General features: G+C 63.1%; 11 protein-coding genes. 8 read left to right on the top strand and 3 right to left on the bottom strand.

Translation table 11 applies throughout. From position 1 onward, the window contains the following. Nucleotides 1–8 precede the first annotated feature (8 nt). Together TRIHO_RS02420 and TRIHO_RS02415 are read left to right on the top strand one after the other, a co-directional pair. Nucleotides 9–1,625 (top strand): GMC family oxidoreductase, encoded by a 1,617-nt coding sequence (locus tag TRIHO_RS02420; RefSeq protein ID WP_068240095.1) that lies wholly within the window; start codon nt 9–11, stop codon nt 1,623–1,625. A 10-nt stretch (nt 1,626–1,635) separates the two neighbouring features. After that, entirely contained in the window at nt 1,636–2,367 is a 732-nt protein-coding gene (locus TRIHO_RS02415) for a FadR/GntR family transcriptional regulator (protein WP_232367686.1), read from the top strand. A gap of 146 nt (nt 2,368–2,513) precedes the next feature. On the opposite strand, the gene TRIHO_RS02410 is transcribed toward TRIHO_RS02415, so the two are convergent. Further along, complete coding sequence (locus TRIHO_RS02410; protein ID WP_068240093.1) at nt 2,514–3,377, bottom strand: LysR substrate-binding domain-containing protein; 864 nt, start codon at nt 3,375–3,377, stop codon at nt 2,514–2,516. 122 nt (nt 3,378–3,499) lie between these two features. Here TRIHO_RS02410 and TRIHO_RS02405 point away from each other — a divergent pair, with 122 nt between their 5' ends. Next, nucleotides 3,500–4,495 carry a GNAT family N-acetyltransferase gene (locus tag TRIHO_RS02405; RefSeq protein WP_068240092.1) on the top strand — a complete coding sequence of 332 codons (996 nt, stop codon included), beginning with the start codon at nt 3,500–3,502 and terminating at the stop codon, nt 4,493–4,495. An 85-nt stretch (nt 4,496–4,580) separates the two neighbouring features. On the opposite strand, the gene TRIHO_RS02400 is transcribed toward TRIHO_RS02405, so the two are convergent. Then, nucleotides 4,581–5,195 (bottom strand): pyridoxamine 5'-phosphate oxidase family protein, encoded by a 615-nt coding sequence (locus TRIHO_RS02400; RefSeq protein WP_068240091.1) that lies wholly within the window; start codon nt 5,193–5,195, stop codon nt 4,581–4,583. 197 nt (nt 5,196–5,392) lie between these two features. Between TRIHO_RS02400 and TRIHO_RS02395 the strand changes: the two genes are divergently transcribed. Further along, on the top strand, nt 5,393–6,283 hold the full coding sequence (locus TRIHO_RS02395) for an AraC family transcriptional regulator (RefSeq protein ID WP_068240089.1): 891 nt from the start codon (nt 5,393–5,395) through the stop codon (nt 6,281–6,283). 68 nt (nt 6,284–6,351) lie between these two features. Here TRIHO_RS02395 and TRIHO_RS02390 read toward each other — a convergent pair whose 3' ends face one another. Then, the gene (locus TRIHO_RS02390; protein WP_068240087.1) at nt 6,352–8,517 is read right to left on the bottom strand and encodes a TonB-dependent siderophore receptor; all 2,166 of its coding nucleotides are present in this window, start codon (nt 8,515–8,517) and stop codon (nt 6,352–6,354) included. Nucleotides 8,518–8,866: 349 nt separating this feature from the next. Between TRIHO_RS02390 and TRIHO_RS02385 the strand changes: the two genes are divergently transcribed. From TRIHO_RS02385 to TRIHO_RS02370, 4 genes are read left to right on the top strand one after another with little or no spacing between them, the layout of a single operon-like run. Beyond that, a complete protein-coding gene (locus TRIHO_RS02385; RefSeq protein WP_082704985.1) occupies nt 8,867–9,874 on the top strand; it encodes an iron-siderophore ABC transporter substrate-binding protein in 1,008 nt (335 codons plus the stop codon). Beyond that, nucleotides 9,871–10,911 carry a FecCD family ABC transporter permease gene (locus TRIHO_RS02380; RefSeq protein WP_068240085.1) on the top strand — a complete coding sequence of 347 codons (1,041 nt, stop codon included), beginning with the start codon at nt 9,871–9,873 and terminating at the stop codon, nt 10,909–10,911. Before TRIHO_RS02385 ends, TRIHO_RS02380 begins: the two co-directional genes overlap by 4 nt. A gap of 4 nt (nt 10,912–10,915) precedes the next feature. Then, nucleotides 10,916–11,953, top strand: a complete 1,038-nt coding sequence (locus TRIHO_RS02375; RefSeq protein WP_068240084.1) for a FecCD family ABC transporter permease — start codon at nt 10,916–10,918, stop codon at nt 11,951–11,953. Further along, nucleotides 11,950–12,762 (top strand): ABC transporter ATP-binding protein, encoded by an 813-nt coding sequence (locus TRIHO_RS02370; RefSeq protein WP_408646156.1) that lies wholly within the window; start codon nt 11,950–11,952, stop codon nt 12,760–12,762. The genes TRIHO_RS02375 and TRIHO_RS02370 overlap by 4 nt, the downstream gene beginning before the upstream one ends. Nucleotides 12,763–12,774: the final 12 nt, after the last annotated feature.

Raw genomic sequence — 12,774 nt, 5'->3', positions numbered from 1 at the left:
GAGGCCCCGTGGAGGAATTCGATCACATCGTCATCGGCGGAGGTGCCGCAGGTTGCGTCGCCGCCGGTCGGCTTTCCTCGGACGGAGGGGCGCGCGTGTTGCTGCTGGAAGCAGGCCATTCCAATCGGCATCCCCTGCTCGACATGCCGCCCGGTATCTTCAAGATGATCAACGGCACCCGTTTCATGCGCTACCACAAGACTGTGCCGCAGGCGCATCTGGGCGGGCGGGTGCATGACATCCCCCAGGGCCATGTGCTGGGCGGCGGATCATCGGTGAACGCGCAGGTCTATATGCGCGGCCGACCCGCGGATTTTGATGCGTGGCAGGATCTCCTGCACGGCGCCAACGATACCATCGACTGGAGCTGGGCAGCGGTTCTGCCGCATTTTCGACGGATGGAAGGCAACAACCGCCTGCTGGACGACCGGCACGGTGCGGAGGGGCCTCTGCTGGTGTCGGATCCCGGTCATATCGACAACCTGTCCCGCCTGTTCGTTCAGGCGGTGCAAGGGCTCGGTCTGCCATACAACCACGACTTCAACGGCGCGCAGCAGCGCGGTGTCGGCTTCTACCAGTTCATGAATCGCAACGGTCGCCGGTCTTCGGCGGCATATGCCTATCTGACGCCGCAGGCGGATAACCCCAGGCTGACAGTCCGGTTGCAGGCCGAGGTCACGCGCATCGACATTGAAAACAGCCGCGCGGTGGGGGTCACCTATCGCGACAAGACGGGCCTGCATCAGGTGCGCTGCACCGGCGAGGTGATCCTGTCCGCCGGAGCGCTGGTCACGCCCAAGATCCTGATGCTGTCGGGCATTGGGCCTGCACAGCATCTGGCCGAACATGGCATCCGCTGTATCGCCGATCTCGCTGGTGTCGGACAGAACCTGGTCGATCACCCTGAGGTGCCGATCACCGCGCGGGTCAACGGCCCGTATGGCTACTACAAACAAGGCGACGGCTGGCGCATGTTGCGCAACGGGCTGCAGTTCAAGCTTTTTGGAACCGGCCCCGTGACCTCGGCAGGTGTGGAAGCCGGCGCCTTCGTCAACCCCACCGATCCACAGGCCCCTCCGACGATCCAGGCGTTCTGCGTGCCCATCGTCTATGTCGACCGCGATTCCCGCGACCTGGTGGACGACGGCCACGGCCTGACCGTAACCACCGTCGTGGTCAAACCGCGCTCCCGTGGCGAGGTCAGGCTTGCCTCGGCCGATCCTGCGGCGATGCCGCTGGTCTCGCCCAATCTGCTGAAAGATCCCGCCGACATGGCGGAGATGGTCGCAGGCCAGCGCTATTTCCTGCGCGCCTTTGAACAGGCCCCGCTCGCGCAACAGATCGACCGCGTGATGTTGCCCGCGCCCGATCACCGCGACGACGCCGCCCTGCGCGCGCATTGCCGCCGTTTCGTCAAGACGAACTACCACCCCGCCGGCACCGCGCGCATGGGGCGCGACGGCGATCCGATGGCGGTTCTTGACCCCAGAATGCGGGTGCGCGGGATCGAAGGCTTGCGAATTTGCGATCTTTCAGCGATGCCCGACATTAATGCCGGAAACACACAGGCCCCCGCAATGATGCTCGGGGACAGGTGCGCCGATCTGGTAATGGGTGTAGAGTAAGGACCAGCCGATGACGGAGACCCTTATGTCAGAGACAAGCGAAAGCAAAACAGGGCGCGCTGCCGATGCCGTCGTGCGCCAGCTATCTGCAAAGATCCAGTCTGGTGAATATTCTGACGGCGCCCCCCTGCCCCCCGAACGCCTGCTGATGGAGGAATTCGGGATCAGTCGCACGGTCGTGCGCGAAGCGGTACAAAGCCTGTCCAAACAGGGCTTGCTCGAAGCGCGCCCGCGCCACCGCCCGATCGTCCGCAAGCCCGGATATGACGCGGCGCTCTCTGCGATGGAATCCGTGGTCAGCCACCTGTTGAACGATTCCGGTGGTGTGAAGAACCTGTTTGATACCCGGATCCTGGTCGAAGTCGCGCTGGTACGGCTGGCCGCGCAAAAGGCAGGGCGCGAGGATATCGCCGCCCTGAAATCCGCTCTGGACGCCAACCACGCCGCAATCGAAGACAGCGAAGAGTTTTACCGGACCGACCGTGCGTTCCACGCATTGCTCTACGATATCCCGCGCAACCCCGTGTTGCCCGCCTTGCACAAGGCCTACGTCACCTGGCTGGCGCCGCAATGGTCGCAGATGCCCCGCCTGCCCGCCCGGAATCGCGACAATTACGACGCCCATCTCAAGATCTTCAACGGCATCCTCATGCGCGATCCAGACTCCGCCGAAGAGGCCCTGCGCGCGCATCTGGAATACGCCTGGGAACAGGTCTGCGAAACCTTTGGCAGCGATATCTGACCGGTCCTTCCGGGCGGCGGCCGCCCCTCCGCGCCTGACATCAGGTCTCGTGCCAAGCGGATCTCCCTCGCAGACACCAGCGTGACTCTCCATCAGCGCGCCTTGTGAACCCCTTTTGCCAACACGACCCAGCGCAGCAGCGCCATTTATTCAAATTCAGCTTCGATCCATCCCACAATCCGACGGATGCGCTGTTGGCCAAGATGGTCCCGTGACCAGGAAATGAACAACTTGTCACCTGACAATTCCGGCAGGTCGCAAATTTCGACCAGCCGCTTGGCCTGCAGGTCGGTTTGTATCATGTATCGCGGTGCGATGGCGATCCCATAGCCCGAAATGGCCGCATCCAGCGCAAGGGCCGACCGGTCGAAGTTGAGCACTCTGGTGACCTTGCCCTGACCGGTTGCCTTCATCAGCGTCTCCCAGCGGCGGTGCGAATCCTGAAGCAGCGGCAGATCGAAAAGCGTTTCCAGACCCAGCGGCAAGTCTGGCATTGCGAACGCCGGGGCGCAGACCGCGACCAGGCGGATTTCTGTCAAGCAGCGGCAATGATGCGCCGGATTGGTGTCCGGTGCCTTCCCCGGCCAGATCGCAATTTCATTGCGGCCCAGGCTGCGCGGCAAGATGCGCTCATGCACCTCGGTCGTCAGCGAGATGTTTGGAAACTTTGCCGCAAAGGCCGCCATTCGTGGCATCAACCATTTGGCTGCGGTCGACGACCCAAGGTGAAGAACAAGGCGATCACCGCCGTCCTTGAGGCCGACAAATGCTGTTTCCAGGATCGCCAGAGCCTCCTCGACCGCCCGGTGACAGCGCGCGCCTTCTGCCGTCAAAGACACGCCCCGCCCGCCCCGGACGAACAAGGTCACGCCAAGGTCGAGTTCAAGCTGCTTGATCCGTTGCGAGACGGCACCCCGTGACAGGTTCAGCGCGTCTGCGGCCCGTTGCAGGTTGCCAGTTGAAGCGGCGACCGCGAACACCCGAAGCGCATTGAGATTCACATGTTTCATTCCGCCCCCTGAAGCCGTTAGATTTTCTGAACGCTCGTCAAGTTCTTCTGCTTTGTCAAATTCAAGTCGCGGCGAGATACAGGATGTGACACCCCGGCCCAGCCCAAGAGGGAGACAACGACATGTCCCAGATCATTCGACCGGCAACACCGGAGGACATCCCGCAACTGGTGAAGCTTCTGCTGCAGGATGCCAAGCAGCGACAGGCCGCAGATGGCGTGTTGTGGAAATTAGCGCCCGATGCGTCGGCGCAGATTGAAACCGCGCTGATCGCCGCGTTGACATCCGAGCAGCAACCGTTTCGGCAAATCTGGCAAGTCGCGGATGAGGCGGGGCGGATTTCCGGCGTTGTCCATTCGATGCTCCTGCCGGTGCCGCCGATCTACGCCGGGGCAGATGGCGCGCCGGGGCTGATCCTGCCCGACAGTTTCGCGGCCCCGGAGGCCTGTGATGGCACCGTCGATGCGCTGATCGCCGCAGCAGAAGCGGCCCTTCGCGACGCGGGGGCGCGGATCATCCTGTCATCCTATGTGACCGGCGAGGACTGGCGGCAGGCCTTGCAGCGACGCGGCTACGCTCCCTTGACGCTCTACCTGTCCCGCACCGGACTGGACAAGGCGGGACCCGCAGCCGGTGTTCGACCGGCCTTGGAGACAGATGTTGCGGATATCGTTCGGCTCAGTGCGGAAAACAGGCAGATCCTGTTCGAGATTGACCCCTTCTGGGCCCCACACCCGGATGCGGATCGCAGGTTTGCAGGCTGGATGCGGCGCAGCCTGACCTTTGACGATCGCGACATGATGGTCATGGGGCCGCCCGAGGAGCTGACGGGTTACACGATCGCCCAGCCGGCCTCGCGGCTTCATTTTCCGCCTGCGCATGACATCTCGGGGACCGGCGTCCTTGACGACTACGTCCACCGGGAGCTGGCCAATCCGGCCGCGCTTGCCAACGGCGGCAGGGGCGCAACCCTGCTGCTGCGCGCCGCCGAGGCCGCCTTTGCGAAGCGGGGCATCGACGCGGCGTTTGTCGTCTGCCCAGCCCACTGGCAATCCAAGGTCGAGATGCTGCAGGCGGCAGGGTACGAGACCGCAATGGTCTGGTCCATCAAACGCTGATGCGGGGCAAAACCCTGGGCCGTCCAGCCAGCGCGGTCCCTGCCCCAGCCCTTTACCCGGGCCCTCCGCGATCCTGGAGCCGCAGCTACCAGAGCGTCGTTTTGTAAGCCTCTGCCAGCGCCGCGTCGAGGTCGGCGGCTGGGGCATCGATGTCAAGCTGGTCACGCACCATTTCCCCCAATGTGGGCAGTTCAGAGCGGTGCGGCCAGTGTTCGTGAGCCCAAAATCCAGACCGCAGAAAGGCCTTGGCACAGTGCAAAAAAACCTCCTGGATTTCAACGATCAGGACCGATCTGGCCGGGTTCTCGTTGATGCTGAACCGGGCACACAGGTCCGCATCTGCCGTGATCCGACCGGCGCCATTGATCCTCAGGGTTTCATTGACGCCGGGGATCAGAAACAAGAGGCCAACAGTGGGGTCGTCAAGGATGTTCTCGAAGGTATCCAGCCTGTTGTTGCCCGGGCGATCCGGCAGCGCGATCCGGCGGTCATCCAGCGGCAAAACAAAGCCGGGCTTGTCGCCGCGCGGCGTCACATCGGCCCGCCCCTGCGCGTCCTGAGAGCCGATCATCACCATCGGTGACAGCTCCAGAAACCGGCGCGCATGGCGGTCGAGCTGCCGCATCTGCTTGCGGATCGCATCCGGCCATGCCTGTCCATAGACCTCCCTGAGCTGCGCCTTGGTCTCTATGTATTGCATCAGATGTCCTTTTTCTGATCTTCGTTCAAAAGGGGCGGCCTGCGCTGCATGTATCTGCTTGCAGGGGGCGCCGGTGGCCGTGTAAATTCGCCCCTGCGAGCTCGGATCCGCGTCCTGACGATGCCCGTCGATCCAGGATGGCCTGCCCCCGCCAGCACCAGAACCCCATCCCTTCGGGCCCTTCGAGGTGCAACGACATGAGCTACCATCACCAATTCACCGGAGAGACCCAGGGCATCCGTGCCACCGCGCCGGTCAAATGGCGACAGCTCGACGGTGTGTTGGGCGCGTTCTGGGAGGCCGAAGGCGATGTCGGAGGCCAGGGCTACTACGTGTCGGCGAACCCGCGGATCAGCATCTTTTTCAATGATGTCTCCTCGATCCGCATGGCCAATGCGGACCGGGTGGCGGCGCGCAAGGGACGGCCGTTGGCCCGCGCGATCTATGTGCCGGCGGGCACGCCAATGTGGACCCGCTTTACCGACAGGCTGCAGTTTTCGCATCTTGATGTGCATCTGCAAAACGAACGGCTGGTGAAATTCCTCAGCCCCGCCATAGGCCGGGCCGCCGCCTGTGCCGTTGCGCAGCGGCCAACCGAAATCACCCAGACCGAGGACCTGCAGATCCTTGCCGGGCTGCTGGTCCGTGAGCTGGAGCGCCCCAGCCGCCACAGCCACTATGCCGAAAGCCTGGTGGGCAGTCTTGTTGCCGGTGTTCTTGATATGGATGATCTGCGACCGAACCGCAGCGACGGCCGCCTGACCGACGCGCAGATGCGCAAACTTGTCCATTATGTTCAGGCCAACGCCGACCATCGGCTGAGCGTCGCTGAAATGGCCGACACGGTGAAATTGTCGGAGAGCTGGTTTCATCACGCCTTCAAATGCACCACGGGCACAACACCGATGCAGTGGCAAACCCGACAGCGGGTGGCGCTGGCACAACGGTTGCTGACCGAAACAGAAATGTCGCTTGCGGATGTGGCCAATCGTCTCGGTTTTGCGGATCAGGCGCATTTGTCCAAGGTCTTTCGCCGCGTTGTCGGGCAGACACCGGCACAATGGCGGCGCACGCCGGTGTTGCGATAAGGCAGGGGAAGCTGGCCTGAGGCGACCCCGCGCCGACCGATGTAGGGCGGCACGGGGAATGACAGGTGTTACCAGCTGCGACGCAGGGTTGCGGTAACCGTCCGACCGGGATTGTAATAATCCGCCGTTCCGCGCCCCACCACATGCTGGTTGTCCAGCAGGTTGCTGACATTCACCGAGAACTGCGTGTTGTCAGAGACCTGATAGTTGAACGCGGCATCAAGCAGCGTCGTGGCCTCCGCGCGGCCATTGTCATTGGCCAGCGTGTAGTAATACGACCCGGTGTAGCGCGCGCCCAGACCAAAGGTCATATCGCCCCGACGGCCCGTGCCGGGCAGAAGGTAGCTCAGCCAGACCGAGGCCATGTGTTCGGGCGACGCCGCGAATTTGTTGCCCTCGACATCGACCCCGCGCACCGGCGCCGAGCGCACCACTTCGGAGTCGTTGTAGGAATAGGCCGCCATCAGGCTGATGTTGTTGCCCAGCTCCGCCTTGCCTTCCAGTTCAAAACCCCGCACGCGGTTTTCACCGATCAGCTCGCGGGTGATATTGCCACCGGGCTGCACCACCGCAACGGTGACGTTGTTTTTGGTCAGATCAAAGATCGACGCCGAAAACAGCGCGTTGAAATCGAAGGGACGGTATTTGACGCCAACCTCGATCTGCTCGCCGCGCTCCGGGTCGACGCCAACGCTGGGGGGCGCCACGGATTCGACATAGCTGGCATAGGCCGACACCGCGCCGTTGATCTTGTAGGTCAGCGCCGCGCGCATGGAGGTTTCGGCAAAGCTGGAGCTGTTGTCGAAGGTTGTCGGCGTGCTGTAGAGATTATAGCCCGCGCTTGTCAGATCCATCCAGTCCCGGCGCAGCCCGACGGTCGCGACGACCGTGTCGTTGAACGACAGGTTTTGCTGGATGAACAGCGATTTTGTTTCGCTGGTGCGGGTTTCTTCGGTGTAGGGCGACAGCCCCGTCGGCGCGCCGGTCGAGACCGGATTGGCAAGATCAATGGGTCCGGCGCCGGCATAGATCGACGCATCTGTGGCCTTGGCGTCGCGATACTCGAACCCCACGAGGGTGCTGCTGTCGAGGGTGCCAAACTGGGCGTCATATTGCACGATGGCGTTGCCAATCAGCTCCTCAGCGGTGCTGTCGCTGCCAAAAGCATACCGGCTGAGGGTGGTTCCCGTGCGACCGGGGAAATCATAGAGATAGATATACCCGAAGTTGTCCGACAGATCGCTGTAGCGCAGATTCGCGCTGACCTTCAGGCCATTGTCGAATTCATGCCGCAGCATCGCGGTGACGGTGTTGCGCTCTACGTCGTGAAAGTTGTAATCGGATTCGCCGAAAAACAGGCTCCGGTCATAGTCCTGATCCATCGGGTAACCGCCGCTATTGGGGGTTCCGTCCTGGTTCAGCTGGTCAAACAACACCGTGACCGAGGTGCGGTCGGTCGGGGCCCAGGTCAGCCCGCCCATCAAGAACAGCGCGTCGGATCTGGAGGAGTCGTATTCCAGCGCACCGTCTCGGACCTTGGCCGTCAAGCGATACGCCAGGGTCTGCTGGGCGTTGAGGGAATCGCCGAAATCAATGCCCACCTCACCGGTGCCAAAAGACCCGCCACTGACATAGGCCTCACCGAAACGGTCAAACCGCGGCAGTTTAGAGACATAGTTGACCGAGCCGCCGGGATCCGACGGCCCGAAAAGAGTGGAGTTGGCGCCGCGGATCACCTCAACCCGCTGATAGGCAAACGGCTCTTCGCGGACGCCGCGCATGTTGCCAAGGGTCAAACCGTCGCGGTAGGTCGAGGCCTGAAATCCGCGCAGCAGATAATAATCGTTGCGGTCATCGCTGCCATAGTAATCGGTGATCGCACCGGCCGTGTAGGACAGCACCTCTTCAACGGTGCTGGTGTTGCGTTGCTGCATTTCTTTTTCGGTAATGACCGAAACCGAGGCAGGCGTATCCAGCAAACTGGTCGCCACCTTGCCGCCCACCCAGAGTTCCTGCGCCACAATCGAATTCGCATCGTCATCCATGGTGCTGTCGCCGGTGACGATGATCGGTGACAGGCGGATGACGCCCTCTTCCGCAGTATATTCGGTGTCGGCTTGCTGCGCGTGGAGAAAGGAGGGGGCGGACATCAGCGCCGTGCAGCCCAGCATCAGGCTCTTCAGCCCCTGGCTGCCCAATGTGCCGGTGCGCGATTTGGGTGTGGTCGTGTTCATTTTGCTGTCCCGATCGTCAGAGGTTATCTGCGCGCCGGGGCTTTGGTTTTTGCCTTTGTCCCGACTCGAAAGCGGCAATGAGTCTGGCGAGACAGAACACCGGTCACCTGACGGGGAGGGAATACCCGCCGGACCGGTCCGTCGATCTTGCTGGTTGCGCTTGCCGCTGCTCTAACGAGGATGGCGGGATCCTGTCTTGTGAATTCCTCCTGTTTTTGTCAGAAACTCCGGCTATCTGCAATCCTGGGGGAGAACTGGCCCCATTTCAGTGGCTTGGCCGTTGACGCACAGGGTTGGGACTGTCTAGCGATGCGGGTAAATCCCCGCCTCCCTTGCCAATGGAGTTCCCATGTTCCTGCTGCATCTGCCGCTTCGCCTCTGCCACATCGCGGTGGGCTACGTCCTTTGGCTGGGGCTGGTGCTGGCTGGGCAGGGCGCCGTTGCGCAGAGTTTTCCGCTCACGATCGACCATGCCTTTGGCGCCACCACGATCATGGCGCGACCAGAGCGGGTCGCGACAGTGGCCTGGGCCAATCACGAGGTGCCCCTGGCCCTCGGCATCGTTCCGGTCGGAATGGCGCGGGCGAACTTCGGGGATGACGATGGCGATGGCCTGTTGCCATGGGTCTCGCAACGGCTGGCGGAGCTGGACGCCAAACCGCCCGTATTGTTCGACGAAGGCGACGGAATTGATTTTGAAGCCGTGGCGGAGACCCGGCCAGATGTGATCCTGGCAGCCTATTCCGGGCTGACCCAGGCAGACTACGAGATGCTGAGCCGCATCGCACCGGTTGTTCCCTATCGCCGCGCCCCCTGGGCCACCGATTGGCGCGAGATGATCACCCTGAACGGCACCGCCCTGGGTCTGGCGTCTGAAACCAGCGCCCTGATTGCCGAAATCGAGGCGCAGATCGCGGACACCATGGCGCGTTACCCTGAACTGGTCGGCAAGACCGCGATGTTCGTGACCCATCTCGACATCCGCGACCTGAGCATGATCCGTTTCTACACCGCCCATGACACGCGGGTGAAATTCTTCGCCGACCTTGGGCTGGCCACGCCGCAAAGCGTTGTGGAGGCCGGGACCGACGGCAGCTATTCCGGCCAGATCAGCGCCGAGCGGATCGATGAACTGGCGGATGTGGACATTCTTGTCAGCTATGGCGGGGCGGCCCTGCTCGACCGGATCCGCAAGAACCTGCTGACCGCTCATATGAAAAGCATCCGCAACGACGCCGTGGTGCTGTTGTCAAATGATCCGCTGGGCACGGCGGCAAACCCGACGCCGCTTTCCATCCCCTATGTGCTGGAGAGCTATGTCGCACTGCTGGCGGATGCGGCCCGCAAAACCCAATGACCGCGCCGCGCCGCGCGGCGGCCCCACCCCGGCGCCGAGACCGCTCCGTCAGCACCCGGCTCGGCTGGCTCTGCCTGGTGGTATTGGGCTTGGCCCTCATGGGGGGCGTGTCGATCACCCTCGGATCGCGAGTGGTGAGCTGGGAGGAGATTTCAGCCGGGCTGAACGGCGATGTTGAAAGCCTTGGCGCCGCTGTTGTGGCGGTGCGCGTGCCCCGGACCATTCTTGCGGCTCTGGCAGGCGCGGCGCTTGGTCTGTCTGGCGCAGTTATGCAGGGCATCACCCGCAACCCGCTTGCGGATCCGGGCATTCTTGGCGTCAATGCGGGGGCGTCCATGGCCGTCGTGATTGCCATGGCCTGGTTCGGGATCGAAAGCCTGAGGGCCTACATCTGGGTTGCGGTCGCCGGGGCCGGCGTCACCGGCGGTTTTGTCTATATGGTCGGCGCCTTGGGACATGGTCCCGCCACGCCGTTGCGGTTGGCGCTCGCAGGGGCCGCGACCGGCATTGCAGCCACCTCGCTGACTGTCGCCATTGTGTTGCCGCGCAACGATATTTCCGGCGCCGTCCGGGATTGGCAAATCGGCGGTGTGGGCGGGGCGACCTATGACGCCCTGTTGCCCATGCTGCCCTTTCTGGCGCTTGGGCTGCTCTTGTGTCTTGCCGCCGCGCGCAGCCTCAATCTGCTGGCCCTTGGCGACGAATTGGCGGCCGGGCTTGGCGCTCGGGTGGCCAGAGCCCGCGCGGCCGCCGCCCTTGGTGCGGCGCTTCTTTGTGGGGCGACCACGGCGGTCTGCGGGCCGATTGGGTTTGTCGGGCTGGTCATCCCGCACCTGTGCCGCCTGCTGGTCGGGGTCGATCACCGCTGGCTTTTGCCATTCTCTGCCCTGACCGGCGCCATACTGGTGATGTTTGCCGATGTTCTGGGCCGGCTGATCGCCCGCCCGGCAGAATTGCAGTTGGGCATCGTCACGGCCATCGTCGGCGCGCCGGTCTTTGTCTGGATCGTGCGTCGCCGCCGGATCCGGGAGCTCTGACCTGATGGCAAATCGGGATATCGCGCGCCGCATCGCCGCGCAACGCCAGAACCTTGGACGTCAAAGAATACGGCTGATGGCGACCCTCGGCGGGATCGTGATCGCAGGGGTTGGACTGACGTTGATGATGGGGCGCAGCTGGACGCCGCCGCTTGATGTTCTGCGGGTGCTATTGGGCCAAGAGGTGGCGGGGGCCAGTTTTGCCGTCGGTGAATTGCGCCTGCCCCGAGCAGTGCTGTCGGTGCTGACCGGATTCAGCTTCGGTCTGGCCGGAGCCTCGTTTCAGACGATGCTGCGCAATCCGCTGGCCAGCCCTGATATCATCGGCATCAGTTCCGGGGCCAGCGCGGCGGCGGTCTTTGCCATCGTGGTGCTGGGCTGGAATGGTCTTTCCGTTTCGATCCTTGCGGTGGGCGCGGGGCTGGGTGTGGCGTTGCTGATCTACCTGTTGTCCTGGCGCGATGGAGTCGCAGGCGCGCGGTTGATCCTTGTCGGGATCGGCCTTTCCGCCCTGCTTGAAAGCCTGATCGCCTATATCCTGTCCAATGCCCCGGCCTGGGTGCTGCAGGATGCGACCCGCTGGCTGACCGGCAGTGTCAACGGCGCGGCGCTGAACGATTCTCTGCCGCTTCTGCTGGCGTTAGTGGTCTTTGGCGGCGGGCTTTTGCTGCGCGGGCGGGATCTGGCAATGATGTGCCTTGGCGATGACAGCGCCGCCGCCCTGGGCGTGCCCGTGACGCAAAGCCGGGCCTTGGTGGTGGTCTGCGCCGTGGGTTTGATCTCTGTTGCCACCGCCACCTCCGGGCCGGTGGCCTTTGTCGCCTTTCTGTCCGGTCCGATTGCCACGCGGATTTGCGGTGCGGTGCATGGGTCGGCGGTGTTTGCCGGCCTCATCGGCGCCCTCCTCGTCCTGTTCGGAGATTTCGCCGGACAGTTTCTGCTGCCCGCCCGCTATCCGGTTGGCATTGTGACGGGCGCCTTGGGTGCGCCCTATCTTCTTTATCTGATCCTCAGGATCAACCGAAACGGAGGCACCGCGTGACGACAGTCGAGTTGCAGGCCAAGGGATTGATGGCGGGCTATGGTGCCAAGGCCATTCTAAACGGCGTCGATCTGAACATCTCAAAGGGCCAGATTACCGGAATTGTCGGCGCCAATGCCTGTGGGAAATCCACCTTGCTGCGTTGCCTGTCGCGTTTGTTGCGCCCCTCCGCCGGGCAAGTGCTTCTTGATGGGCGTCCGATCCGCGCAACACCCTCGCGCGAGGTGGCGCGCCGCATCGGCTTGTTGCCACAATCGCCGGTGGCGCCGGACGGGATCACGGTTCTGGATCTGGTGAGCCGGGGCCGCCATCCGCATCAGGGCATTTTTGCCCGCTGGGGGCGCGAGGACGATGCCGCCGTTGCAGCCGCGCTAGAGGCCACCGGCACCGATGATCTGGTGGATCAAACATTGCAGGACCTGTCAGGTGGCCAGCGCCAGCGTGTCTGGATCGCCATGGTTCTGGCGCAGCAGACGGGAATTTTGTTGCTGGACGAGCCCACCACCTTTCTGGACATCAGCCATCAGATCGACGTGCTGGATCTGCTGATCGACCTCAACCGCGCGCGTGGTACAACCATTGTGATGGTGCTGCACGACCTCAACCTGGCTGCCCGCTGCTGCGACCGGCTGGTTGCGATGCGGTCCGGCCGGATCCACAGTTTCGGCCCACCGGAGCAGGTGCTGAGCACAAAGATGGTCAAAGAGGTCTTTGGCCTCTCCTCCCGGATCATGCAGGACCCCATTTCGCACAAACCCATGATGCTGCCGATCAGCAAACACGATGTCCTCTCTGACCCGGTGCGGTAACAGGGCGGACGC

Origin of the sequence: Tritonibacter horizontis (assembly GCF_001518015.1) — a bacterium.
In the GTDB taxonomy this organism is placed as follows: Bacteria; Pseudomonadota; Alphaproteobacteria; order Rhodobacterales; family Rhodobacteraceae; genus Epibacterium; species Epibacterium horizontis.
Note: the sequence above shows the minus strand (reverse complement) of the source record. Positions and strands in the feature narration are given on the sequence as shown.